20 protein-coding genes are annotated in these 25,059 nt (G+C 57.8%); all 20 read right to left on the minus strand.

All coding sequences use genetic code 11. The features are described 5' to 3' along the window. Positions 1-8 precede the first annotated feature (8 nt). The 20 genes from H7K52_RS00520 to H7K52_RS00615 all read right to left on the minus strand — a co-directional run bounded on the left by H7K52_RS00520 (position 9) and on the right by H7K52_RS00615 (position 24,973). A complete protein-coding gene (locus tag H7K52_RS00520) occupies positions 9-455 on the minus strand; it encodes a GNAT family N-acetyltransferase (RefSeq protein WP_003852392.1) in 447 nt (148 codons plus the stop codon). 252 nt (positions 456-707) lie between these two features. Next, entirely contained in the window at positions 708-1,217 is a 510-nt protein-coding gene (locus H7K52_RS00525; protein WP_003852391.1) for an Lrp/AsnC family transcriptional regulator, read from the minus strand. A gap of 166 nt (positions 1,218-1,383) precedes the next feature. Continuing rightward, positions 1,384-2,700, minus strand: coding sequence for a 4-aminobutyrate--2-oxoglutarate transaminase (gabT, locus tag H7K52_RS00530; protein WP_182629498.1), 1,317 nt, complete (start codon positions 2,698-2,700; stop codon positions 1,384-1,386). Positions 2,701-2,813: 113 nt separating this feature from the next. After that, a complete protein-coding gene (locus H7K52_RS00535) occupies positions 2,814-3,947 on the minus strand; it encodes a M20 aminoacylase family protein (protein WP_182629499.1) in 1,134 nt (377 codons plus the stop codon). 1 nt (position 3,948) lies between these two features. Then, complete coding sequence (locus H7K52_RS00540; RefSeq protein ID WP_182629500.1) at positions 3,949-4,875, minus strand: 2-hydroxyacid dehydrogenase; 927 nt, start codon at positions 4,873-4,875, stop codon at positions 3,949-3,951. Next, a complete protein-coding gene (locus tag H7K52_RS00545; protein WP_182629501.1) occupies positions 4,875-5,717 on the minus strand; it encodes a GNAT family N-acetyltransferase in 843 nt (280 codons plus the stop codon). Before H7K52_RS00545 ends, H7K52_RS00540 begins: the two co-directional genes overlap by 1 nt. Positions 5,718-5,728: 11 nt before the next feature. After that, positions 5,729-7,060, minus strand: coding sequence for an NAD(P)/FAD-dependent oxidoreductase (locus H7K52_RS00550; RefSeq protein ID WP_003852381.1), 1,332 nt, complete (start codon positions 7,058-7,060; stop codon positions 5,729-5,731). Positions 7,061-7,182: 122 nt separating this feature from the next. Further along, entirely contained in the window at positions 7,183-8,847 is a 1,665-nt protein-coding gene (locus H7K52_RS00555) for an ABC transporter ATP-binding protein (RefSeq protein ID WP_039659902.1), read from the minus strand. After that, positions 8,844-9,695: an ABC transporter permease gene (locus H7K52_RS00560; protein ID WP_003852377.1), complete on the minus strand. Its 852-nt coding sequence runs from the start codon at positions 9,693-9,695 to the stop codon at positions 8,844-8,846. Before H7K52_RS00560 ends, H7K52_RS00555 begins: the two co-directional genes overlap by 4 nt. Next, entirely contained in the window at positions 9,692-10,648 is a 957-nt protein-coding gene (locus tag H7K52_RS00565; protein WP_003852376.1) for an ABC transporter permease, read from the minus strand. Before H7K52_RS00565 ends, H7K52_RS00560 begins: the two co-directional genes overlap by 4 nt. A 40-nt stretch (positions 10,649-10,688) precedes the next feature. Then, positions 10,689-12,296 carry an ABC transporter substrate-binding protein gene (locus tag H7K52_RS00570; protein WP_003852374.1) on the minus strand — a complete coding sequence of 536 codons (1,608 nt, stop codon included), beginning with the start codon at positions 12,294-12,296 and terminating at the stop codon, positions 10,689-10,691. Between the two features lie 82 nt (positions 12,297-12,378). Beyond that, complete coding sequence (locus H7K52_RS00575) at positions 12,379-13,656, minus strand: NAD(P)/FAD-dependent oxidoreductase (protein ID WP_182629502.1); 1,278 nt, start codon at positions 13,654-13,656, stop codon at positions 12,379-12,381. Positions 13,657-13,666: 10 nt separating this feature from the next. After that, on the minus strand, positions 13,667-14,335 hold the full coding sequence (locus H7K52_RS00580; RefSeq protein ID WP_003852370.1) for a haloacid dehalogenase type II: 669 nt from the start codon (positions 14,333-14,335) through the stop codon (positions 13,667-13,669). A gap of 28 nt (positions 14,336-14,363) precedes the next feature. Continuing rightward, the gene (locus tag H7K52_RS00585; RefSeq protein WP_008926926.1) at positions 14,364-15,833 is read right to left on the minus strand and encodes an aldehyde dehydrogenase family protein; all 1,470 of its coding nucleotides are present in this window, start codon (positions 15,831-15,833) and stop codon (positions 14,364-14,366) included. Between the two features lie 446 nt (positions 15,834-16,279). Continuing rightward, the gene (locus tag H7K52_RS00590; RefSeq protein WP_182629503.1) at positions 16,280-17,737 is read right to left on the minus strand and encodes an NAD-dependent succinate-semialdehyde dehydrogenase; all 1,458 of its coding nucleotides are present in this window, start codon (positions 17,735-17,737) and stop codon (positions 16,280-16,282) included. Positions 17,738-17,895: 158 nt separating this feature from the next. After that, positions 17,896-18,855 carry an HTH-type transcriptional regulator Cbl gene (cbl, locus tag H7K52_RS00595; RefSeq protein ID WP_003853203.1) on the minus strand — a complete coding sequence of 320 codons (960 nt, stop codon included), beginning with the start codon at positions 18,853-18,855 and terminating at the stop codon, positions 17,896-17,898. Between the two features lie 1,259 nt (positions 18,856-20,114). After that, complete coding sequence (gene nac / locus H7K52_RS00600; protein ID WP_140916213.1) at positions 20,115-21,032, minus strand: nitrogen assimilation transcriptional regulator NAC; 918 nt, start codon at positions 21,030-21,032, stop codon at positions 20,115-20,117. A 451-nt stretch (positions 21,033-21,483) separates the two neighbouring features. After that, positions 21,484-22,509, minus strand: a complete 1,026-nt coding sequence (locus H7K52_RS00605) for an ABC transporter permease (RefSeq protein WP_181162214.1) — start codon at positions 22,507-22,509, stop codon at positions 21,484-21,486. Positions 22,510-22,532: 23 nt separating this feature from the next. After that, entirely contained in the window at positions 22,533-24,017 is a 1,485-nt protein-coding gene (locus H7K52_RS00610) for a sugar ABC transporter ATP-binding protein (protein WP_182629504.1), read from the minus strand. Between the two features lie 32 nt (positions 24,018-24,049). Next, positions 24,050-24,973, minus strand: coding sequence for a sugar ABC transporter substrate-binding protein (locus tag H7K52_RS00615; RefSeq protein ID WP_008925990.1), 924 nt, complete (start codon positions 24,971-24,973; stop codon positions 24,050-24,052). Between the last annotated feature and the right edge of the window lie 86 nt (positions 24,974-25,059).

A 25,059-nucleotide genomic window follows, 5' to 3' on the forward strand; every position in this document is an offset into this window, starting at 1 on the left:
CTCCAGAGTTATGAGAGCGGAAATTCCATCAGCGTCTCGGGATGCTGCACAACACGCCAGCCGAGTCGCTGGTAGACCTGATGGGCATCCTGGGTTGAAAGCATCCAGCGGTGCACCGTTTGCAGCTCCGGATGTTCACGGACGCAGGTCGCCAGCCAGCTGCCCAGCCCGTGACCGCGCCAGTTTTCATCAATGATCACGTCGCACAGCCAGCCAAAACGGGTGTAGTCAGTGATCAGTCGGGCAAAACCTATCTGAGTCTGCTGGTGATAAAGACCAAACGGCAGCGAACCGGCAATCGCCCGCGTGGTTTTGGCCTGCGGCTGACCTTTGGCCCAGTAGGACTTCTCCGCCAGCTGAATATGGATCCAGGCAAGGTCCAGCCGCTGGCGATCGGTAGAAATGGTGAACATATCGCGCTGCCACTGCTGATCAGCAATCTGTAATGAGTCCATGGCAACTCCTTGTATCGGTTGAAATCATTTTAAAAGGGTTCGCACGACGGTTGAGGCTGTAGCGCGCCCTGAAACCGGGTGCAGCCACTGAATTTTGTAACGGAAAAAAATTTTATGCTGAGGGAAGATTGGGCAGTTCAAAGCGGTATAGAGGTAACGGGATAACGGGTCAGGCAGGCAGCCAAAAAGCGGGATGGGTGTGACGGCCCTCTCTCCGGTGGACGCAGGAGAGAGGCGACGCCGGGCAGACATTTATACGCCGAACTCCACAGTGTGCTTGCCGATGAGCGATCGTAACGGCACGCTGCTTTTCATGATCGGGGATTTAATCACGATATAGCTGAAGTACTTATCAATGCCGATCTGCGCATCCAGCATCTTCTCAATCACTTCCTGATAATGTTCAATGCTGCGGGTAATAAAGCGCAGCAAATAGTCATAGCCGCCAGTGATCAGATGGCACTCCATCAGCTCATCGACGTCGCGCATCGCACTTTCGAACTTCATAAAATCTTCACGGCGATGGCCTGACAGGGTGACTTCGGTAAAGACGGTCACCGAATCGGTAATGCGGGTGAGATTAATGTGCGCTTCATAACCGGTGATAAAACCAGCCTGTTCCAGACGTTTGACCCGTTGCAGACAGGGACTGGGCGAGAGACCGACGGCGTCGGCGAGGTTAACGTTGCTGATACGGCCATCTTTCTGGAGTTGCACCAGGATGTTGATGTCGATGCGGTCAAGTTTCATTAAGCCGTTCATAGCACCCCCCTCATTGTCAGAGCCTGTTGGGCCAGGCGCTTAATCAAATGTTCAGAACCTCCCGAAGATATAACACGCTTTACCGTAAACGCGCCAGCGCTTCGCAGTGGTTATACCAGCGGGAGGCTTTCAAATTATTCTAACAAAATCAATGAGGAATGCAGATTTAACCCAACCGGCCCGTGGCGCGGGCCAGCGCAATATCAAAGATATGCAGTGCCTCTTCCAGTTGTGAGTCGGTTGTGACCAGCGGCGCCAGGAAACGGATGGTGTTGCGATGCAGGCCGCATTTGATCAGCAGCAATCCTTCCTGGCAGGCGCTGTCGAGGATCTTCTGGGTAAGCGCCGCATCGGGACGCCCCGTTTCGAAGTCGAGAATTTCCACCGCCTGCATAAAGCCCACGCCGCGCACATCACCAATGCAGGCATATTTGTCCGCCAGCTGTCGCAGACGGGCGTTGAGCTGTTCGCCGAGCTGACAGGACCGCTGCAACAGGTTCTCATGTTCAAACAGATCCAGTACCGCCAGCGCCGCCGCACAGCCCAGTGCGTTGCCGCCGTAGGTGCCGCCTAACCCGCCTGGCGTTGGCGCATCCATGATCTCTGCACGGCCAACCACACCGGAAATCGGCAGACCGCCGCCGAGGCTTTTCGCCAGGGTAATTAAATCCGGTTTGATCCCCAACTGCTGGAAGGCAAACATGGTGCCGGTACGCCCAAAGCCGGATTGCACTTCATCGCAAATCAGCAGAATGCCGTGCTGGCTGGTGATACGACGCAGCGCCTGCATAAAGGCCGGTCCGGCTGGCAGGAAGCCGCCATCGCCCTGTACCGGCTCGATGATAATCGCAGCCACACGCTCAGGCAGGATCTGCACGGCGAAGAGCTGATCCATCGCCTTCAGGCAGTCCGCTTCGGTGATGCCGTGCAGCGGGTTCGGGAATGGCAGACGATAGATGTCGCCAGGGAACGGACCAAAGTTCTGTTTGTAAGGCGCGGACATACCGGTCAGGGTGACACCCAGCAGGGTACGCCCATGAAACGCACCATCAAACGCGATGATGCCAGGCCGCTGGGTGTGCGAGCGGGCAATCTTCACCGCATTTTCCACGGCTTCGGCGCCGCTGGTGAAGAAGACGCTTTTGTATGCCTCATCGCCGCCGACCAGTTTGTTCAGCCGCTGTGCCAGTTCAATGTAGCCCGGATAGGCCACCACCTGAAAACAGGCGTGAGAAACCAGACCCAACTGCCTGGTGACCGCATTGACCACCGCAGGGTGATTGTGGCCGACGTTCAGCACGCCGATGCCGCCAACAAAGTCGAGATAGCGATTGCCCTCCACATCCCATACTTCACTGCCTCTGGCGCGTTCGATCACCAGCGGATGGGCGGTCACTACACCGCGCGGCACATTCTGCTCACGTGCCTCCAGTAACAGGCTGTTATCGGAATATGCTTGCTGCTCTGCCATGACATTCTGCATTTTAAACCCTCATCCACGTAACGTTCGGTTGGCTCAAGTATCGCAACCTGCTGGTTTCTTACGCTGCCGTAATTCCCCAGGCAGCGGCATTTCCTGTCAAAATCCCGCTGCATTCAGCAGGGAAATTTCTCTGCCAGCGCCTGACGAATCAGGGCGACAAAAACGTTAATGCCATGCGGGATCAGCGCATCATTGAAGTCGTAAGCGGCATGGTGCAGCGGCTTGCAGGGTGCCGATCCCAGCCACAGATAGGCACCGGGGCGCGCCTGCAGCATAAAAGCAAAATCTTCTGAGGTCAGCGCGGGCTGTGGTGCGAGGTCAGCCGGGATGCCCGCCTGCTTTAGCGCCTCAAGGGAAAACTGCGCTTCCGTTGCGCTGTTGATCGTCGCCGGGTAGTAGCGCCGATAGCTGACCTCTGCGTGCAGGCCGTGGGCGGCGGTGATGTGCGCCGCCATCTGGCGCAAACGCGCTTCAATCGTATCCTGTGCAGTCGGGCTGAAGGTGCGCACCGTGCCGGTGATGTTCGCCTCTGCCGGGATCATGTTGTGTGAAAAGCCACCCTGCATTCGGGTAACGGTGAGCAGCGCGGTTTCGCATGGGTCGAGTGCGCGTGAAACCAGGGTATTCAGCTGCACCACCAGCTCACTGGTCGCCAGCAGCGTATCGCATGTGAGATGAGGCTGCGCAGCGTGACCGCCGCCACCCAGCACCCGAATATCAAAGCGGTCGGCTGCCGCCATGATGGCGCCGGGCCGGGTCTGCACCTGACCGAGGGGCAGTTCAGGCCAGTTATGAATGGCGTAGACCGCCTCACAGGGAAAGCGGCTGAAAAGGCCATCCTCGATCATCGCCTTTGCGCCCGCCTGCCCCTCTTCGGCAGGCTGAAAGATAAAGCAGACGCTGCCGTCAAAGCTGACGTCGCGCGCCAGTTTTTCGGCGGCCCCCAGCAGCATCACAGTATGACCGTCATGGCCGCAGGCGTGACTCACCTGCTCTGCCTGGCTTTGCCACTCTGTGCCGCTCTGATCCTGCATCGGCAATGCATCCATATCGGCGCGCAGGCCGATCATGCGGTCACTGCTGCCCTTTTTCAGTATCCCGACCACGCCGGTTTTACCGATGCCGCGATGCACCTCCATGCCCAGCTGTTGCAGGAAATTCGCCACCATCTCGCTGGTGCGCTGCTCCTGAAAGCCGAGCTCCGGGTGCGCATGCAGATCGCGGCGCAGTGCCACTAAATGTTCCATCTTAATATCCTCGCGAACGGTCAATCTCACCGTGCAGCGGTTCGCCACGCTGGTAGCGCCGCAGGTTTTCCAGCAGTGCCGCAATGGCGCTCTCATTCTGCGTCTGGCTGGCGATGTGTGGGGTGAGCCAGATGGCGGGATGGTGCCAGAACGGATGGCCCTGAGGTAACGGCTCCGGGTCGGTGACATCAATCACGGCAGCACGGAGCTGACCGCTCTCCAGCGCGCCGAGCAGATCGTCATGGTTCAGTTGCGGGCCGCGACCGGCCTGCACCAGCGCCGCGCCCTGGGGTAATTGATTAAACAGGCTGTGGTTCAGCAAACCCCGCGTCGTGTCGGTCAGCGGCAGCAGGCAGATCAGAATTTCGCTGTGGGCCAGGAAGTCAGCGAGCTGATCTGCGCCGTGCCAGCAGCGTACGCCAGGAAAGTGGCGTGGTGTGCGGCTCCAGCCTGCGCAGTCAAAACCCAGCGCCACCAGTTGTGCTAACGCGGCCTGACCCAGTTCGCCCAGCCCCATCACGCCGACCCGCCGCTGTGAGGCGGGTAATGCCACGTGCGCCAGCCACTGCTGCTGGCGCTGCTGATGAAAATAGCGCGGCATATCACGATGCAGCCCGAGCACCGCAAAGGTGACATATTCCACCATGCCCTGCGTCAGACCCGGTTCGATCATCCTGATTACTGGCAGGTCGGGCGGCAGCGCACTGAAGTCAAACTGATCGGCGCCGGCACCCACCGAGAAGAGCAGTTTCAGGTGTGGAAACCGCGCCGGAATGTCTGCCGGAGGCTGCCAGGCAACCAGCGCCTCAACCTGGTCTGGATCACCGGTCTCTGGCCAGATATGCAGGTGAATGTCAGGTGCATGTTCTGCCAGCCAGCGCTGCCAGATCCGCCCACGTTCAGGCTCCGATTTATAGACGATATGCATCAGGCCATCGCCTGCGTCATCAATCCAAACGCCTGCATACCCTGCGGTGTCCAGGGCGTGCCGCGCACCATTGTGGTGGGCGCATCGACCTGAGGAATACCGAGAGAGGTTAGCCAGGCAGCCATCGGCAGCGCGGCGTCGGTGTCGATTCGCAGGAATTCACCCTGTAACGACTGCATCAGCGAGGCGACCAGCGCCTGCGCGATCGCAAAGTCAGCGGCGATTACCGGGCCAATTGCCCAGCCGTGCCCAAAGCGGCGCAGGCTGGCGAAGCCCTGAATCTGCTGTAATGCGTCCTCTAAAATCACCGTCTGACAGTCGCGCAGTAAATGCGCAATAAGCGCCGGGCGATGCATACCGTGTGCCTGCTGATCCAGCGTCACCAGCGTGCTGTGATCGGCCAGTGTCGCCGGGCGCAGCTGGCATCCCGCCGGGATCACAACGTCTGGCAGCGTGGTGACTTCACGGGTCTGGTGCTGACGAATCTCACCACAGCTGACAAACCCGAGCTTTTCATACAAGCCTTTGCCCATTTCAGTGGCGTGCAGACGCACGTTGTAATCCGGTACTTTTTCCAGTTGCGCCAGCATCAGCTGTTTGCCGAGGCCACGCCCCTGCTGCTGGTTATCGACAATCACCAGACCCAGCGTGGCGGCACTGTCGCCCCAGCGCCAGAGCACGGCACTGCCGATCAGCCTGCCCTGCTCTTCAATCACTGTGCCCTCGCCCAGCTGCAGCGCCAGCGCCCAGTCTTCGCGTCGGTGGGGCCATTTCAGTGCCTGCGTCATGCTGAAGCACGGGTCAAGATCGTCTGGCGTCATTGCGCGTATTGTCAGGCTCATTAAAACTCTCCTTACATCATGCCTGGTGTTTCAAGTCCGCTGCCGTCCACCAGACGGCTGTAGCGGTACGGCGTTGGATCAACGATAGGGGTGGCTTCGGTGGCAAGATCCGCCGCCAGTCGACCGGCTCCCGGTCCGATACCGAAGCCGTGGGCGCTGTACCCTGCAGACAGCACCAGCCCCGGCAGTTTCGCCACGGTAGAGATCACCGGAATTGCGTCCGGGGTACTGTCGATCATGCCGCCCCACGACTGCGCCAGCCGGAGGTTCGCCAGCGCCGGGTATTCACGCCGCATCGCCGCCAGCCCCTCTTCCACGATTTTTGCATCGGCAGCCGGATCGAGAATACGCATGCGCTCAAATGGCGACTCGCGGTCAAATGCCCAGCCCCCCATCGCTTCCGGGCCGTTGAAGAACGGCGACAGTCCAAGGTTCAGGGTGAGATTCTTGCGGCGACTTTTGAATGTGGGATAGAACTGACGAGCGTAACGCAGCCCCTGTGCGCCTGGCTCCAGACGCCCGCGACCCGAGACGGAGACGGTGTAACTGCCATCCATCTGCGGCCGGCAGGCAAAGCCCGGCGTGTAGAGCGGCATGGCGATCGCCTGCTCGATAGGCTGAGTACGGAAAGCGGTGCCAATAACGTTGCCCAGCGGCAGATCAATGCCATGACGACGGCAGAACATCGAGGTCCACGCTCCGCCGGCACAGATAACCCGGCTGGTTTTGATCAGACCGCGTTCGGTCCAGACGCCGCTGACACGGCCGCCAGCGATATCCAGCCCGCGCACCGCACACTGCTGAAACAGCATTGCGCCTTTTTTCAGCGCGCCCGCCACCAGCCCAGGCGCAGCGAGGCGCGGTTCGGCGTGACCGTCGGTCGGCGCTGAGAGACCGCCCCGCCACGGAGTGGTGCTGCCCGGCGTCATTGCTTTGGCCTGCTCCGCCGTGAGAATCGAACTGTTTACGCCATAGCCCTTTGCCATCTGGATCCACTTATCCCAGGCCGCAATGTCCGACTCTTCCTGCGTGGCGTAAACCAGCCCGCTGCGGCGGAACCCAAGCTCTTCGCCGGTTTCATCATTTAGCTCACCCCAGCGTTGCAGCGCATAAATAATCAGCGGCAGTTCGCGCTCATCGCGGTTCTGCTGACGACACCAGCCCCAGTTGCGGCTCGACTGCTCTGCCCCTACCAGGCCTTTCTCAATCAGCACAACCTTCACTCCCTGCTTTGCCAGCTCCCAGGTGGCTGCGGCACCGGCAATACCGGCGCCAATCACCACCACATCGGCGGAATCAGGGAAATTCGCACTGTCCTGTACATAACGAATGGGTGCAGGCATAACACAATAACCTCTGTTGTCAGTATCGGGTCTGGCGCAGGGCAATATCGCCGCTGTGCGTAAGTACGTCGCCTGCGCAATGCATCACTGCACTGCAGGCGGGTAAATCAGAGCGCGCTAACTCACTCTGCTTTTAAAATCTCTTCATGCTCATCCAGCCAGCCCTGACGCAGCTCCGGCACCGCGCGCTTCAGCCGCTCGAAATAGAGTTCACTGGTCGGCTTGTCGTAGTCGTTGCGCGCCAGCTGGGTGACAATACGACCGCTCTTCATTACCACAATCTCATCGCACACCGCGCGAACGGCATGCATGTCGTGGCTGATAAAGATCACCGAGAGCCCCAGCTCACGGCGCAGCTCGCTGATTAAGTCGAGTACGGCGGCGGCAACCACGGTATCGAGCGCCGAGGTCACTTCATCACACAGAATCAGGTCCGGTTCAGCCGCCAGCGCACGCGCAAGGTTGACGCGCTGCTTTTGCCCGCCAGAAAGTGCCCAGGGACGCCGCCACAACACGCTGCGTGGCAGCTGTACCAGATCCAGTAGCTGATAAAGTCGCTGCTGGCGGGCCGAACCGCTCAGGCCGTGAAACAGCGTCAGCGGTCGCGACAGGATACGTTCAACGCTGTGGGCCGGATTCAGTGCGGTATCCGCCATCTGGAACACATACTGAATGCGCCGCAGCTCGTTGTCAGGACGTTTTTGCATATCGCCCGCAATGTAGTGGCCGTTAAACAGGATGTGGCCGTGACTGGGGGCATTAAGTCCGGCAATGGCGTGCGCCAGGGTGGTTTTGCCCGAGCCTGATTCACCGATAATGCCAATCGCCTGTCCTTTCCACAGTTTGAGGTTGATCTCCTCAAGAATGCGCACTTTCGAATGGCCGTCGCTGCCGCGCGGGCCATAACCTGCGTTGAGGTCGCGCACCTCCAGCAGCGGCTGAATATCGGCAGCGGCCGGGCACCAGTTGCTGGGCCGCTCTTTCTGCCGCGCGGCGTCCATCAGTAAGCGGGTGTACTCTGCCTTAGGCGCGCCAATCAGATGCGCCGTGCTGCCATACTCCGCCATTTTGCCGCGCAGCAGCACCAGAATCCGGTCAGCCATCTGTGCCACCACGGCCAGATCGTGACTGACGTAAATCGCGGTGACGCCACGCTGCACCACCACGCGGCGAAACGCTTTCAGCACTTCCACCTGGGTGGTCACATCCAGTGCGGTGGTCGGTTCATCGAGGATCACCACATCCGGATCGCCAATCAGCGCCATCGCCGTCATCAGACGCTGTAGCTGTCCGCCCGATACCTGGTGCGGGAAACGGTCGCCTATCGTCTCAGGATTGGGCAGCGCCAGTTCGCGAAACAGGCCTATGGCCTTCTCTTTCGCCGCCTTACGCGTCAGGGTGCCGTGAATAACCACCGGCTCAATGACCTGATCGAGAATCTTCATGCCCGGATTAAACGATGCCGCCGCGCTCTGGGCGATATAGGCGACGTTGTTGCCGCGAAAGGCGCGTAACTGGCCTGGCGTCAGGCTGTTAACATCGGTGCCAGCAACGTGAATGTTACCGTCGGCAATGCGGCAACCGCTGCGGGCATAGCCCATCAGTGCCATGGCGATGGTGGTTTTACCTGAGCCGGATTCGCCAATCAGCGCCAGCACCTCTCCCTTCTGCACGGTAAAATGAATGTCGGAAACCAGGTCAATCTCTTCGCCGCGATCGGTCTGCGCGGTGACGCGCAGTTTATCCACCGATATCACTGGCATGGCGGTATGTGGTGTCACGTTCATGCTCCCTCCTTCGCCAGCGTCATCGGACGCATCGCCTGAAGGCTGTCTATAAACAGGTTGGCGCCAATGGTCAGGCTGGCAATCGCCAGCGCGGGCATCAGGACGGCAGGCGAACCGTCAAATAGCCCCTGCATATTTTCACGCACCAGCGTGCCCCAGTCGGCATACGGCGGCTGAACGCCCAGACCGAGGAAACTCAGCCCGCTCAGCAGCAGCACGATATAGACAAAGCGCAGGCCAAAGTCCGTCAGCATCGGGTGCACCATGTTAGGCAGGATGTCGTGAATGGCGATATACCAGCGGCTTTCGCCCCGCAGCCGTGAAGCACGGACGTAATCCATGCTGCGCAGCGAGCTGGCCATGGCAAAAGCGATACGAAATGCACCCGGCCAGTAGGTGAAAACCGCCGTCAGGATCAGCATCGGCAGCGAGGAGCCAAATACCGCGACGATCATCAGCGACAGCACTTTGCCTGGCAGCACCAGCAGCGCGTCATTGACACGGCCCAGTAACTCCTCCAGCCAGCGTCCCGTGACCGCGGCCAGCAGCGCCAGCAGCGTGCCGATCAGACTGGCCAGCAGCGCCGCACTCAGTGCCAGGCCGATAGAGAATTTCGCGCCGTAGAGAATACGGCTCAGCATGTCGCGTCCCAGATAGTCGGTGCCCAGCAGGTTATCCGCCGTCAGGCCACCCATCAGCGGGCCGCCGCCGATGTCATCAATGCTGTGTGGCGCCAGCGATGTGCCGAATACCGCCATCAGAAGCCAGAACAGCGACATCATCAGACCCAGCCGACCTGACCAGGAAAGAGACTGAAAGAAACGCCAGGGCAACAAGAGAGTATTCATGCGCTTCTCCATTTCGGGTTAAAGGCGATAGTCAGAATGTCGGCCGCCAGCAGCAGCACCAGATAGCAGGCGGCGAACAGCATCACGCAGAGCTGCACCACCGGCAGGTCGCGGTTACTGACCGCATCCACCAGCTGACTGGCCAGACCGGGATAGCTGAAGATGGTTTCGATGATGATCACTCCGCCAAACAGATAGGAGAGACTGAGTGAAATCGCGTTGGCGATAGGGCCGACCGCATTGGGCAGCGCGTGGCGCAGCACGGCGCGGAGCGGCGACACCCCTTTCAGCAGCGCCATCTCCAGATAGGGGCTGTCGAGCTGATTGATAATGGCGGCTCGCGTCATGCGTGCCATCTGCGCCACCAGCACGCAGCAGAGTGTCAGCACCGGCAGCGCGTATGCTTTGAGGTAGCTCAGCAGGTCGCTGTCCGGACTGCCGAACGACATCGCCGACACCCAGTGCAGTTTGACGGCGAAAATCAGCACCGCCACGGTGGCCACCAGAAATTCCGGTACCGCAACCGTCGCCATCGTGCCGATAACCAGTGCCCGATCGAGCCGGGAACCGCGATTCATCGCCGCGATGATGCCGATGATCAGCGCCATCGGCACGCAGATCAGCGTGGTGATACCCGCCAGTTCAAAGGTGGCGGGGATACGCTGCGCCACCAGCTGTGAGACCGGCAGATGGCTGGCAAACGAGGTGCCGAAATCGCCCTGCACCATGCCGGTCAGCCAGTGGATATAGCGCATCAGCAAAGGCTGATCGAGACCCAGCTGCTGCCGTAACGCCGCCACCGTTTCCGGCGTGGCGTTCTGGCCGAGGATCATCTGTGCCGCGTCACCCGGCAGCAGGCTGGTGATGAAAAACACCACCGCCGAGACGATAAGCAAAGTCAGGATGCCGGCGCCAATCCGCCGGGCAATCAGGAACATCATGTATCGGTTCATCGGCGTACTCCTTAAAAGAGCCTGTTGGGCCAGGCGGGGATCAGGCTGACAGCCACGCAAACTCATGGAAGCGATAACCCATCATCATGCCCGACGGCCAGGCCTCTACCCCTTTAACCTTCCTGTTATAACCATCGGTGGAGCTGATAAAGGTGGGGATAATCGTGCCGCAGTGGTCATAGATCAGAGCCTGCATGTCGCCATACATCTGCTTGCGTTTTGCCTGATCGCGCTCACCGCGTGCGGCGACCACCAGCTGATCAAACTGGGGATTTTTCCAGCCCGATTCGTTGTTCGGAGCCGTAGAGAGGTAGAACTGGGAAAAGAGCATATCAAGCGTTGGACGCGGGTTTATCGAGCCATATCCGATCGGATCTTTCATCCAGTGCGAAGACCAGTAACCGTCATAGGGCACGCGGCGTACTTTCACGTTGAGACCCGCCCCACGCGCCATCTGCTGAATCAGCTGTCCGCCTTCGTTCGCGCCTTCGATATTCGGCGTGGTGATGATCTCTACCGTGGAGCCTGTCATGCCTGCCTTTTTGATATGAAATTTCGCTTTTTCAACGTCGAGCGGGCGCGGCTTGAGGTCGGCGTTGTAAAGCGGATGCCACGGCGGAACCGGGGTGTCATTACTGACGTCGCCGTATCCCTGCAGTACGGTTTTCACCAGCATTTCGCGCGGCTGCAGGTATTTCATTGCCAGCACGAAATCTTCGTTGTTACCTGGCTTAACATCGGTGCGGATGATCAGGTTGGTATACATGCCCGATTTACTCTCCAGCACACCAAATTCATTGCTGCCTTTAAGGCGCTTGCAGTCAGCGGCGGTCAGTGTCGACACTATCTGCAGATCGCCCGACATCAGGGCATTGACGCGTGCCGCGCCGTCGGTGACACCAATCAATTCCACCTCATCCAGATGGGGCAGTCCGGGCTTGTAGTAGTTGGGGTTTTTCGTGCCGATGGTGCGCGTCCCCGGCATAAACGTTTTGCAGACAAAGGGACCGGTGCCGATGCCTTTGCTGAAATCGGTGGTGCCATCCTTCACAATTAAAAACGGTGGCGTTGCCAGCATGTAAGGGACATCGAAGTTGGCACTGTTGAGCTCCAGCTGCACCTCATTGTCATTCACCGCACTGAACGATTTAAACTGATCGGCCAGCTTAAAAGCGATAGAGGCGATGGCAGGATCTTTGTGGCGGCTGAGCGAGAAGATCACATCTTTCGCGGTCAGCGGTTTGCCATCGTGAAAGGTCACCCCTTTACGCAGTTTGATATGCCAGGTGATGCCGTCGCTGGATTCAATCGATTCGGCCAGCGCCGGTTTCGCCATCAGGTTTTTATCCAGTTCGGTCAGGCCGCTGTAGAACATAAACTGACGGGTGTAATCCGCACTGTTGTTACTTTTGGCAGGATCGAGCGTGTCGGTGGCTGACGCATTCGACATCGCTGCCCGCAGTTTTCCGCCTTTAACCGGCTTGTCATCCGCCAGTGCTTTCCCTGAAAAACCGATCAGGCCGCTGCTCATCGCTGCTCCCGCGGAGAGGATTTTCATCAGGCTGCGACGTGACAGTGAGCCTTCAGTGATCATGCGCGTCAGTGCCGGATTTACCGCATCAGCATCGTTATTATCAAATTTACTCATCTCTCTACCCTCAATAGTCAGGCGAACCGGGAATGATGTTCTGGCGGTGCTGGTGACCTGGCGGCCAGCACCCGACGGGACGTTATGAAAGGCGATCCTTTGCTTTGTAATAGAGTCCTGCGAGCGGTAAAAACCATGGCTTGCCGTGATAACCGGGTAGCGCGGGCCATGTGTCGCGCTGCCAGGGATTTTCAGTGCGCTTTTCGGTCAGCAGATCGGCCATCACCCGCCCCATCCACACCGACATCTGCGTGCCGTGACCGCTGTAGCCCAGCGAATAGAACAGGCCATCCTGTTCGCCCGCGTGCGGCAGACGGTCGGCGGTCATGTCAACCATGCCGCCCCAGCAGTAATCCACCTCTGCCTGCCCCAACTGCGGCAGCATCTGCGTCATGGCGCGGCGCAGGATCTCGCCGCTGCGCGAATCAGACGTGGGGTTACTGACGGCAAACCGGGCACGGCCGCCAAACACCAGACGGCTGTCAGCAGTCGTGCGAAAGTAGTTGCCGATATTCAGCGAGGTGACGTAAGTCCGATTGTTGGGCAGCACCTGGCGCAGCAGCACCGGGTCCAGCGCTTCGGTCACCACAATAAAGCTGCCGACCGGCACAATGCGGCGCTGAAACCAGGGGAAAGGACCGACGTTGGAGCAGCCGGTCGCCATCAGGACTTTATCCGCCACAATGGTGCCCTGCGCCGTGTGTATCCGGTGCTGATAGCCTTTGAGTCGCTCTAACTTCGTTACCGCGTGATGCGGAAAAATCTTCGCCCCGCTTCGTGCAGCGGCTTCAGCCAGCCCGACGCCAAACTTACCCATGTGCATTTGACCGCCCCGTTTCTGCAGCAGGCCGCCGTGGAAATCGTCGCTGGCGATCTCGTCGCGCACCGCCGTTTTGTCGAGCAGTTCGATCTCCGGGTCCACAGTGCGACGCATCAGTTCATACGCCTCCCGCAGTCCGGCCACGTGCGACGCTTTGCTGGCGAGCTTAAGCTTGCCGCACAGCCGGAAGTCACAGTCGATGGCTTCATCCTGGATCAGTTTCTGGACATAGCTCACCGCATCGTCGAACGCCCGATAGAAGCGGCTGGCCTGTTCCAGACCCTGACTTGCCACCAGCGAGGCGAAGTTCTGCGCTACACCGGTGTTGCAATGGCCGCCGTTGCGCGCCGAAGCCTGGCTCATCACGTCACCACTCTCCAGCAGCACCACACTGATGCCGCGGCGCGCCAGGTTAAGCGCCGCCGAGACGCCGGTGAAACCGCCGCCAATCACTACCACGTCCGCCTGTACGGGCAGCGGTTCGCGGGCGGCGCCGGTAAAGGCGGGAGCGGTGGCCTGCCAGAACGATTCCAGTTTCATGGGGTGTTCCTCAGAGTCCGACGACGCCAGGCAGGCCGCCGATATCTTTGATTTCGGTGTACTGGTAGTAGGGATTCGCCGGTTCATGGCCGCGATTGACCCAGACCTTGTTTTTGATGCCGAGATCGTAGGCGGTCATCAGGTCATAGCGGAAGCTGGAGGAGACATGGAGGATCTCCTCCGGGCCGCAGCCGAGCTTATCCAGCATGTATTCGAAACCTTTCATCTGGGGTTTATATGCGCCCGCTTCTTCAGCGGTGATGGTCAGGTAGATGGGTGCACCCAGACGCGGTTCATGGTGTGGGATCAGGTCTTTCATCGAATTGGTCAGCAGCACCAGCGGAAACTCCTTAGCCACTTTTGCCAGCCCGGCGGGCACATCAGGATGCGGTCCCCAGCTGGCGCAGTCAGTGTAGATAAAGTCGCTGTCGGCTTTGCTCCATGTCACGCCCCACTTTTTGCAGGTGCGCTGAATCGCATTACTGACCACGTCGTAATAGGGTTTCCATGCGCCGAGCACCTCATCCAGCCGGTAGCTGGAAAAGTCGGTAGTAAAGGCATGCATTGCATCCGGGTCGACGCGGTCGCTGAAACAACGCTCCGCCGCGCCAGCCATATCGAAGCGAATCAGTGTGCCGTAACAGTCAAACGTGATGAATTTCGGTTTAAACAGTGCCATGTAACACCCTCGTCATTGTCAGTTGCGCTTAGAAATCGATGAGTACACTTTTCTGGCGCTGGCAGGCCTGAAACGCCTGACGCCCTAAATCTTTACCAATGCCTGAACCCAGGAAGCCACCGGTTGGAATAATGAAGTCGCCGGAGCGTCCATAGCGGTTAATCCAGACGGTGCCCGCCTCTATGGCACGCATCGCCCGCATGGCACGAGGCAGGCTCAGCGTGTGCACGCCGGCACAAAGGCCATAGGTGTCATGGGCGGCCATCGCCAGCCCCTGCTCTTCGTCGTCAAACGTCTGTACTGTCAGCACCGGACCAAAAATCTCCTGCTGCACCGCCGGGTTATCCTGCGCCACGTGGCTCAGCAGTGTGGGCTGCCAGAACCAGCCGTTGTCGGTGTCGGCAAAACGCTCTCCGCCCACCAGCACTTCTGCGCCCTGTGCTTTTGCTGCCTCAATGACCGAGCAGACTTTGTTGCCCTGGCGTTCGTCGATCAGCGGGGCATAACGGCTCTCTTCCTGCCACGTGACACCCGGTTTAAGTTCGCGGCAGAGCTGGGCCAGCCGCTCAACCAGCGGATCGGCGATATTGCGTTGTACGATAAGACGGGTGCCCGCCACGCAAGCCTGCCCGCCGTTAGCGGTAAAGCCGCGCAGAATGCGCTGAGCCAGCACCTCAAGGTCACCCGCGTCATCGAATACCAGTTGTGGACTCTTACCGCCCAGCTCCAGTGTCACGGGTTTCATACCGTGCTGCGCGGCATCGCTCATGATGCGTTTTCCGGTCACGGTCGAGCCGGTAAAGGAGACTTTGCGCACCAGCGGATGGGTCACCAGCGCGCTGCCGGTCACCGCGCCACTGCCCTGAACAATATTCAGTACGCCCGCCGGTAAGCCCGCCTGGATCGCCAGTTCAGCCATACGCACGGTTGAAAACGGGGTCAGTTCAGAGGGTTTGAGCACCACGGCGTTACCCGCCGCCAGCGCCGGTCCGCATTTCCACGACGCCATCGACAGCGGAAAATTCCACGGGGTAATCGCGGCGATGACACCATAAGGTTCAGCAATCAGCATGCCGAGACTGCTGTCACGGGTTGGAAAGAGGTCACCGCTGTATTTGTCGGCGCATTCGGCATAGAAGCGAATCGCTTCGGCGGTGAACGGAATTTCATGCAGCACAACGTCGCTGATTGGACGGGTCGAACCCAGTGCTTCCAGCTGAGCCAGCAGCGTGTCCTGCTCAATCAGATCGGCCCAGCGGCGTAACACGCGACCGCGTTCGCGCGGCGGACAGCCGGACCAGCCGCTGGTTTTCAGCGCCTGATGCGCAACAGTGACAGCGCGATCAACATCCTGCGGCGTCGCGTCCTGCAGCGTGGCATAGACCCTGCCATCCGAGGGACGCTTTACCTCAAATGATGCGCCCTGGCTCTGGCAGTGCTGGCCGCCAATATAATGGCCAGCCGGAAGAGAAACTTTTTCAGGGTCGAAACTTAACATGGAAAAATCCTTATTTGTTACACCCATCAGTTGCTGGTTTATTAGCGTTTTCACTGGCCGATTTCTGTGGCGTTAATAAGCTAATGCAGAAAGTATGCCAGCCGGGCAAAAAATAAAAATGCGTTTAAAACAGCGCAAAAAAATTTTCTGCCGTATTGCCGGGGGATTTTTTGCGGAATTGCCGAACAATTAAAGAGATGATTTACTTCACAAAATTTATGCGCCCTGCTGGTGCAACCTGCACGGAAATTGCACCAAAGCGGATATTAGTGACCAGGCTGCTCATTCTTCGATTCCTGACTCACCGTTTACCGACGTGCCTCACATCCCGGATAAATTCTTTAAATTTTTAAAGAGTATTATTTGACGCCGAAGAATTCAGGTTGCGCATCAGGCAAAAAAAAACGCCAGCCGGATGATCCGGCTGGCGTTCTCTTAATATTTAATTACAAACTGCCAATGTGAAATGTTTTCTGTTCCAGATATTCATCAATTCCGTAGCGGGACCCTTCACGCCCTATACCGGAGAGTTTGACGCCGCCAAATGGCGCGACCTCCAGGGAAATAGCGCCGGTATTAAAGCCGACCATGCCAAACTCCAGCGCTTCCGCCACCCGCCAGGCTCGCCGGATATTCTCGGTAAAGAAATAGGCGCCCAGGCCGTAAGGCGTGTCATTCGCCATCGCAATCGCCTCCTCTTCATCATCAAAGATAAACAACGGCGCGACCGGGCCGAACGTCTCTTCATGGGCGATACGCATACTGGACGTGACCTCACCGAGCACCGTGGGCTGCACAAACGTGCCGTTGCCCTGGCTGATGCCGCCGGTCAGCAGCGTTGCCCCGTGACTGAGCGCATCGTCGATATGGCCGTTCACTTTCTCGACAGCGCGGCTGTTGATTAGCGGGCCTATGGTGCTGTCTGGCGCAAAGCCATCGCCCACTTTCAGGGTAGCAACGGCCTCCAGCAGTCGTGCGGTAAAGCGCGGATAGATACTTCGCTGCACCAGAATACGGTTAGCACAAACGCAGGTCTGACCGGCGTTGCGGAACTTACTGAACATGACGCCGGCAACCGCAATTTCAATATCTGCATCATCAAACACGATCAGCGGCGCGTTGCCGCCCAGCTCCAGACTCAGGCGCTTTATGCTGTTGGCGCTCTGCTGCATCAGCAACTGGCCGATTCGGGTGGAGCCGGTAAACGAAATTTTGCGCACCGTGCGACTTTCAGTCAGCGCCGCACCAATCTCCGTGGGCAGCCCGGTCAGTACCTGCAACACGCCCGACGGGAATCCGGCGCGCTCTGCCAGCACGGCCAGGGCCAGCGCCGAGAGCGGTGTCAGCTCCGAAGGTTTAACGATAATCGGGCAGCCGGCGGCTAACGCCGGAGCAACCTTGCGGGTGATCATTGCAATCGGGAAGTTCCACGGCGTTATAGCCGCAGTCACCCCGACAGGCTGTTTCAGCACCAGGATGCGGCGGTCCTCGCTGGGTGCAGGAATGGTGTCGCCGTAGATTCGACGCGCCTCTTCAGCGAACCATTTCACAAAGCTGGCGCCGTAGAGCACCTCGCCCCGGGCTTCCGCCAGCGGTTTGCCCTGCTCAGCGGTCATGATGATCGCCAGGTCATCAGCATGTTCGACAATCAGCTGATGCCATTTTTCCAGCAGCGCGGCACGGCTGGCATTGGTGGTTTTGCCCCAGCTGATGCGCACCGTTTCTGCATAGGCTATCGCCTGCTCCGTCTCCGCCCGGCCCAGCGCCGGAATGGTGGCCAGCGTTTCGCCCGTAGCGGGATCGATAACCGGCAGCGTGGCGCCCTGATGCGCATCCTGCCAGCGTCCGGCAAAAAGCGCCTGCTGGCGCAGCAGATCGCTATCGGTAAGTTTTAATCGCGACATAACATCCCCTCGTGGTCAGTTAATTCCACTTTATCGTGCCGGGTCAGCGCAGGATGTTGTTGTGCGGGGTGAGAAAGGTGAGTGAAATAGTTTTTCGCGGTGTTTTGAAATTTTATGCCGTGCATAAACAGCCGCGCATCCGGCTGGATGCGCGCACTTTAAATCTGGAAGTCGATAACCGGTTCATCGTCGTTGCTGTAGGAGAGCGCCTGACGTTTGATCTCTTCCAGTGACAGGTTGGCGTTGCAGAGTTCCAGGAACTGCCAGACGTAGTTACGCTGCAGCTGACCGCGTTTGAGGCCGAGCCATACGGTGCTGGCATCGAACAGATGCGTGGCATCCAGGCGTTCCAGCTCTTCATTCTCTTCGGTTTCACACGCCTGGTCGGCCAGGATCCCGACACCCAGACCGAGTTTTACGTAGGTTTTGACTACGTCTGAGTCCTGGGCGCTGAGCACGATATCCGGTTTCAGGCCCGCCGCCTGGAAAGCGCGGTCAACCCGTGAACGTCCGGTAATGCCCTGTCGATACGTGATGAGAGGATAGCGGCTGAGCGTACTCAGTGAGACCGGCTGGTTCTGTACCAGCTCATGTCCTTTCGGCACCAGCAAAGCGTGATGCCAGCTGAACCAGGGGAATGCCGCCAGACTGCTGTTATTCACCAGCATTTCACTGGCGATACCGATATCTGCTTCACCCGCCAGCAGCATGGTGACGATTTCCTGTGGCGATCCCTGATTCAACTCAAGACGGACGTTGGGATAAAGCTGACGGAACGCTTTAATCACTTTCGGCAGGCTGTAGCGCGCCTGAGTATGGGTGGTGGCGATAGTCAGGATGCCGCTGGTTTCATTGGTAAAGACATCAGCCAGTCTTCTTACCTTTCCTGCTTCATCCAGAATGCGTTCGGCAATTGTCAGCAGTGCTTTGCCCGGTTCGGTCATGCCCAGCAGGCGCTTACCACGACGGATAAAGATCTCCACGCCCAGCTCGTCTTCCAGATCGCGAATATGGCGGCTCACACCCGACTGAGAGGTAAAGAGCGTATTAGCGACTTCCGTCAAATTAAACTCACAGCGGGCCGCCTCGCGGATGATTTTAAGCTGCTGGAAATTCACGATATTTACCTCCCTTTACATAATCTGATTCGTTGATGGTAAGAACAATTATTGATAACTGGAAATACTTAAAAATTTGGCTTTATGACTTTAGGGAATAAAGGGTGGGAGTGTTCGCTACGCGAATGGGCTGAGGTGCACGCAGGTGCTGGGGAGTGTTCGCTGCGCGAATGGGCTGAGGTGCACGCAGGTGCTGGGGGGTGTTCGCTGCGCGAACGGGCTGGGGTGCACCTGGGTGCCTGGGGGTGTTCGCTGCGCGAACCGGCGCTGAGAAGGTTTCGTTCGCCTGGCGGGTTGGGGAGTTTCAGTTACGCCTCTGCAGGCGACCAACAAGGGGGCGCCAGTCGCCGCGCCCCCTTGACCCCGGGCTCCGGCCTGCTTCACCGCCGCTTCGCGGTTCCTTCGCTTCTTCCGGATTTCTTACGGACCGGCGGGACGCGCCATCCCTGGCGCAAACCCGCCTCTTCGCGGCATCCCTGCCGCTCGTCCTGAAATCCCTCATCCGCTCAGCGGCTCTGACGGCCTCCTTCCCCGCTTTATCTCTTCTTTTTGTGTTGGTTACGTCATCGCTGTAAGTCTGAAGGATTATCTGCGGCTCTCCGCCTGGCAGGAAGAATGGCCTTCTACCCTCGCTGATATCTCTTATTTTTGTGTCGGGTACGTCATCGCTGTAAGTCTGAAGGATTATCTGCGGCTCTCTGCCTGGCAGGAAGAATGGCTCTTCACCCTATCAAATGTTGCCTCTTCTTTTTAATGCTGGTGCATTGCCGCTGATAGTTTTCAAAATTAGCTTTGGCTTTCAAACCACCAGACAACGCCATGTCCGATAAAAACCAGGATATTAAAGGCAGGGGTTTACCAGAGGCATCCGAAGCGCTGAGGAACAACCGGAGGCAAGGAGGAGCCGACAGGACGCCGGCGAAAGGACGGCTCGCGCCAGGGATGGCGCGTCCGGACGGTCCGCGAGCCGCAGGGCGTGACGAAGGCACCCCGCACAGCGGGGCGCGCAGGCTGCCGGACGCCGGGATTGTTAAGGGGCGGGCGTTCGCCCCTTGACGCGTCCGTCTGCACGGGCAAACTGAAACTCCCCAACGCCTGGCGGGCGTAACCCGCTCAGTGGGCAGGCACCGCGCAACGTAATCTTCTCAGTGTGAAGGTGCAGCAAAGCGAGACCCGCCCCCGCTGCTAAGCGTAATCAGCTCAATACCTGGCCCGCTGCTAAGCGAGATCGATTCCGAATCCGCCCGCTGCAAGCGCCCCTACCCCACTAACATTAACTCCCGCTCCTCAGTCAGCGGCCTGTTCAGCAGCGACAGCAGGATATTCTTCACCGCCTGTGCGGAAGGCGACAGCGGCAAACGGGCGGAAATGTTCAGCGACAGCGGCAGGCTCAACGATGGACTGTTGATGCGCGACATCCAGGCGTCCGTCGATCCCACCAGCGCACGGGCAGCGGATTCAGGTAATACGGTCACACCCATCCCACTGGAAATCGCTGCGGTCAGAGTAGAAATTGATTCGATCTCTCCGATGATGCGCGCGCTCAGGCGGCGCAGCGAAAATGCCTCATCAACCCGTTTGCGCACGGCGCTGTAGTCGCGTGGTAAAAACAGGCTCATCTGTGCCACATCGGCCAGATCGACGCTGACACCGGGATAATCAGTGGCGCCTACCAGGAAGAGATCCTCTTTCATCAGCGGCATACTGTTAATTCCGGCAGTGGGTGCACGATCGTACAGCACCGCCATATCCAGCTGACCGCTCATCACCTTCTCGTTCAGCACGCTGCCACTGTTTTCGTGCAGGTAGACCAGCACTTCCGGAAACTGATCGCGTACGGTTTGCAGCAGCGGCATGGTCAGCGAGGATGCCGCCGTGCCGGGTGCCAGTCCAATCGACACCTGACCGCTCAGCACCTGACCGGCGTTGATGACCGCGGTCTGGGCCTGCTCGCACTGGCGCAGAATAGTACGCGCATGGCCATAGAGAATCTTACCGGCTTCCGTTGGCGTAACGCCGCGCTTGGTGCGAATCAGTAATTGCTGATCCAGTTCATTCTCCAGTGTCGCGACCTGCTGACTGAGTGCAGGCTGTGCGATGTGCAGCACTTCTGCTGCCTGCGTCAGACTGCCGATATCGACGATTTTAACAAAGTACTTTAGTCGTCTTAAATTCATCTTGCCTCCGTCACTCACCCCGAATAGCGAAATGGGTCTGATCCAATCGCCCTGATAAAAGAGATTTTGCAAGATGCAGGCCAGGTTTAAAGAGCAGCAGTCAGTGTCCAGCCAGATTTTTCCTAACGGCCCGGAAAATAAGCGTTTCTGATTACCTCTTAAGGGTTAATAAGGATCAGGAATGCGTAATCAGTGTGAGTAAGGATCCCGGGCGCACTGTGACAGTGCAGACGCTGCGAGTCAGACGTGCATAAAAGTGATGACAGACTGTACAGTATTAGTGCAGTGGAAACGTATTGCACCTGATGAAGGCTTGCAGGGCCTGAAGCGTAGCGGTAAAGCGCGGGTATAAATGTAAACGCTATCAGCAGGATTTCTTATCGCTGACGAAGGGAGGGAGGAAAGTAAACAGTGCCCTCTCCCGCATGCAGAAGAGGGCAACGCCTGCTGATTAACGTTTTTTGCGGTTACGGTGCATATCGATTGAGACCGCCGCCACGATGATGATCCCTTTGATGATGTCCTGAATGTAGGCATCGACACCAACGAAAGTGAATCCACTTTTAATCAGGCCGAGAATGACCGCGCCGATTAACGTGCCGGTGATACGGCCCACGCCGCCCATCAGGCTGCTGCCGCCGATCACAGCTGCGGCAATCGCATCCAGCTCGTATGACATCCCCATGCTTGACTGACCGCTGCTGACACGCGCCGCCAGGACCACACCCGCCAGGCCAGAGAGTGCACCAGCAATGGTGTAGACGATGATCAGATACTTATTAACGTTAATACCGGAGACTTTCGCCGAGGTCATGTTGCCGCCGATGGCGTAAACATATTTACCGTAGCGGGTATGTTTCAGGGCGATGTGGAACAGCAGCGCCACCACCAGGAAAATCACCACCGGCATTGCACCCTGCCCGATTGAGGTAAAACCGTCGGACAGGAAGCTGATTGGGTTACCCTGGGTGTAATACTGCGCCAGACCGCGTGCCGATACCATCATGCCCAGTGTGGCAATGAACGGTGGAATCCCGGTGCGGGTAATCAGTACGCCGTTGACGACGCCCGCCAGTAAACCGACGCCAATACCGGCCGCGATAGGGATCACCGCAGGCATATTCACCAGCGAGGGATACATCGGTGACAGACTGTCAGACGTCTGCGCCAGGCTCGCGGCAACCACCGCCGCCAGGGCAATCACCGACCCGGAGGAGAGATCGATACCGGTGGTAATGATGACCTGGGTCACGCCAACGGCGATAATCCCGATAATCGCCACCTGCAGGACAATCAGGATCAGACGGTTGGTGTTGAGCAGGAAAGACTGGTCACGCACGTACCAGCCAAACATTTCAAAAATTAACGCAATCCCCACCATCACCACGAAAATGCCGGTATCTTTCGGCAATTTATGACGCAGGCTGGCGAAAAAAGAGGGTTGCTGCGGGGCTGCCGGGGTAGCAGTAGCTTTCATATTGCTCATAGTGGTCTCGCGCCTCACTCGGATGCCAACGACAGAATGGTTTCCTGATCGGCTTCTTCTTTATCGAGGATGCCGGTTATACGCCCGCCGTGCATCACCATCACCCGGTCGCTCATGCCAAGGATTTCCGGCAGTTCAGAGGAGACCATGATGATAGCCACGCCACGGTTGGCAAGTTCACTGATTAAGCGGTAAATCTCCGCTTTAGCGCCGACATCAATGCCGCGCGTCGGTTCGTCCAGAATCAGAATCTTCGGTTGCGCCAGCAGCCAGCGGGCAATCAGGACTTTCTGCTGATTACCGCCGCTGAGGTTGTTGATGATCTGATCCATGGTCGGTGTTTTGATATTCAGGCGACGGATCTGGTCCATGCAGTCCTGCGCCATCTTCACATGGCTGACAAACCCGCTTTTACCGCTGTATTCCGGCATGTTGACGATGCTCATGTTCTCCATCACCGACAGCACCAGAAACAGCCCGGACTTTTTGCGATCTTCGGTCAGAAACGCCATGCCCTTTTCAATCGCCGTGGAAGGTGAGTCGATCGTCACCGGCACGCCATCAATTAAGATCTCGCCGCTGTCGAAGCTCTCCATGCCGAACAGGCTCTCCATCACTTCGCTGCGACCGGCACCCACCAGTCCGGCGACGCCGAGAATTTCACCCCTGCGGACGTTGAAACTGACATCAGTAAAACGATCTTTGCAGGTGAGATTGCGAACCGTCAGGACATCTTCTCCGATGGCGCTGTTGAATTTCGGGAACAGCTGGGTCAGTTCACGTCCCACCATCTGCGTAATCAGCGACTGACGGGTATATTTCGCCGTCTCATCACTGGCAATCCAGGCGCCGTCGCGGAAAATACTGACTTCATCAGTGATGTTAAAAATTTCATCCATCTTGTGACTGATGTAGATGATTGCTTTGCCTTGCTCCCGCAGATCACGAATGATGGTAAACAGGTGCGCCACTTCAGTTTCGGTGAGCGCGGAGGTGGGCTCATCCATGATGACGATATCTGAATCCCAGGAGACCGCTTTGGCAATCTTGACCATCTGCTGTGACGCAATGCTCAGCTCGCCCACCATGCTCTCCGCTTTCAGGCGGATATTCAGCCGGTTGAGCAGCTCCTGCGTCTTCTGATTCAGCCGGGCGTGATCAACAAAACCAAACTTCATTGGCTCACGACCCAGCCAGATATTCTCAGCGACGGTCATGTAGGGCACCAGATTGAGTTCCTGGTGAATCATCGAAATGCCGGAACGCAACGCGTCCATGGTGTCCTGAAACTGCACCGGCTCCCCTTTAATTTTGATGGTGCCCTTATCGGGACGGTACATCCCGATAAGGCACTTCATTAAAGTGGATTTGCCCGCGCCATTTTCGCCCATCAAGGCATGTACCGTTCCCGGACGCACCCGCAACGAGACGTTGTCGAGGGCTTTAACGCCGGGGAAGAACTTGCTGATGCCTTCGGCTTCAAGCGCAAACGCGTTCATACATCACCTCCGTACAGCTGGGTCGGGAACGATTATTTCAGGTTACGGTTGGTAAACTGTTCCATGTTTTCTTTGGTAATCAGCTGGTAAGGAATGTTGATGATTTTCTGGACTTTCTCACCTTTCACCAGTTTGATTGCCGTCTGCACCGCACCTTCACCCTGGCCCTGCGCATCCTGGAATACTGTGGCGACCATCTTGCCCTGCTTCAGCATCTGCAGCGCATCCGGTGTGCCATCGACACCCGCGATCAGGATTTTGTCCGGGTTTTTACCCAGCGCCTGCAGCGCACCAATCGCCATTTCATCGTTGTTCGAGGCGATGGCATTGATCTGATCACCGGCAGTCATCCAGTTACTGACCACATCCACCGCATCGTTACGGGTAAATTTGGCGGTCTGTTTCTGAACGATTTTAATGCCAGGGAATTTAGCTGCGACTTCTTCCACGCCTTTAGTACGGTCGCGGGTCGCTTCGTTTGCCAGGTCACCCATCAGGATGGCAACGTTGCCTTTGCCGTTCATCGCCTTCGCCAGCGCTTCCATCTGTAAGCGTCCGGCCAGTTCTGAGTCGGATCCGACATAAGCCATTTTTCCGGTCAGTTCAGCCCCAGGGCGGCGGTTTACGAAGATCAGCGGAATACCCGCTTTGCTCGCCTGATCCATAATCGGTTTCACCGCATTGGTATCGACCGGGTTAACGATCAGCGCATCAACACCCTGTCCGATAAAGTTTTGTACCTGCTGCAGCTGCTGTGAAACGTCGCCTTTTGCATCCTCAACCTGCCCTTTGACGCCATCTTTCTGCATCTCTTTCTGCATTGAGGTACGCAGAATGGTCAGGAAGTTGTCATCAAACAGCGCCATAGAGACGCCAACCGAAATATCTTTTGCCATAGCGGCGGCAGGTAACATGCAGGCTAACAGTGAGGCGACAATCGTTTTTTTAATGTTCATAGGGACCCTTCTTATTTGTTAACTTGCTCAGTGGCTGCGGACCACGAATGAAAAATATCTTTTACATTCACCCAGCCTGTCTGGCG

The organism is Pantoea hericii, assembly GCF_014155795.1.
Lineage (GTDB): Bacteria > Pseudomonadota > Gammaproteobacteria > Enterobacterales > Enterobacteriaceae > Pantoea > Pantoea eucalypti.

Coding starts and splice junctions, on each gene's coding strand:
- H7K52_RS00525 (WP_003852391.1), bottom strand. CDS start 1,217: ATGAACGGCTTAATGAAACTTGACCGCATCGACATCAACATCCTGGTG.
- H7K52_RS00610 (WP_182629504.1), bottom strand. CDS start 24,017: ATGAACGCGTTTGCGCTTGAAGCCGAAGGCATCAGCAAGTTCTTCCCC.
- H7K52_RS00550 (WP_003852381.1), bottom strand. CDS start 7,060: ATGCCTGCACCCATTCGTTATGTACAGGACAGTGCGAATTTCCCTGAT.
- H7K52_RS00590 (WP_182629503.1), bottom strand. CDS start 17,737: ATGTCGCGATTAAAACTTACCGATAGCGATCTGCTGCGCCAGCAGGCG.
- H7K52_RS00585 (WP_008926926.1), bottom strand. CDS start 15,833: ATGTTAAGTTTCGACCCTGAAAAAGTTTCTCTTCCGGCTGGCCATTAT.
- H7K52_RS00565 (WP_003852376.1), bottom strand. CDS start 10,648: ATGAACCGATACATGATGTTCCTGATTGCCCGGCGGATTGGCGCCGGC.
- nac (WP_140916213.1), bottom strand. CDS start 21,032: ATGAATTTAAGACGACTAAAGTACTTTGTTAAAATCGTCGATATCGGC.
- H7K52_RS00560 (WP_003852377.1), bottom strand. CDS start 9,695: ATGAATACTCTCTTGTTGCCCTGGCGTTTCTTTCAGTCTCTTTCCTGG.
- H7K52_RS00615 (WP_008925990.1), bottom strand. CDS start 24,973: ATGAACATTAAAAAAACGATTGTCGCCTCACTGTTAGCCTGCATGTTA.
- H7K52_RS00570 (WP_003852374.1), bottom strand. CDS start 12,296: ATGAGTAAATTTGATAATAACGATGCTGATGCGGTAAATCCGGCACTG.
- H7K52_RS00580 (WP_003852370.1), bottom strand. CDS start 14,335: ATGGCACTGTTTAAACCGAAATTCATCACGTTTGACTGTTACGGCACA.
- H7K52_RS00575 (WP_182629502.1), bottom strand. CDS start 13,656: ATGAAACTGGAATCGTTCTGGCAGGCCACCGCTCCCGCCTTTACCGGC.
- H7K52_RS00555 (WP_039659902.1), bottom strand. CDS start 8,847: ATGAACGTGACACCACATACCGCCATGCCAGTGATATCGGTGGATAAA.
- H7K52_RS00535 (WP_182629499.1), bottom strand. CDS start 3,947: ATGGAACATTTAGTGGCACTGCGCCGCGATCTGCATGCGCACCCGGAG.
- H7K52_RS00605 (WP_181162214.1), bottom strand. CDS start 22,509: ATGAAAGCTACTGCTACCCCGGCAGCCCCGCAGCAACCCTCTTTTTTC.
- H7K52_RS00540 (WP_182629500.1), bottom strand. CDS start 4,875: ATGCATATCGTCTATAAATCGGAGCCTGAACGTGGGCGGATCTGGCAG.
- gabT (WP_182629498.1), bottom strand. CDS start 2,700: ATGCAGAATGTCATGGCAGAGCAGCAAGCATATTCCGATAACAGCCTG.
- H7K52_RS00520 (WP_003852392.1), bottom strand. CDS start 455: ATGGACTCATTACAGATTGCTGATCAGCAGTGGCAGCGCGATATGTTC.
- H7K52_RS00545 (WP_182629501.1), bottom strand. CDS start 5,717: ATGAGCCTGACAATACGCGCAATGACGCCAGACGATCTTGACCCGTGC.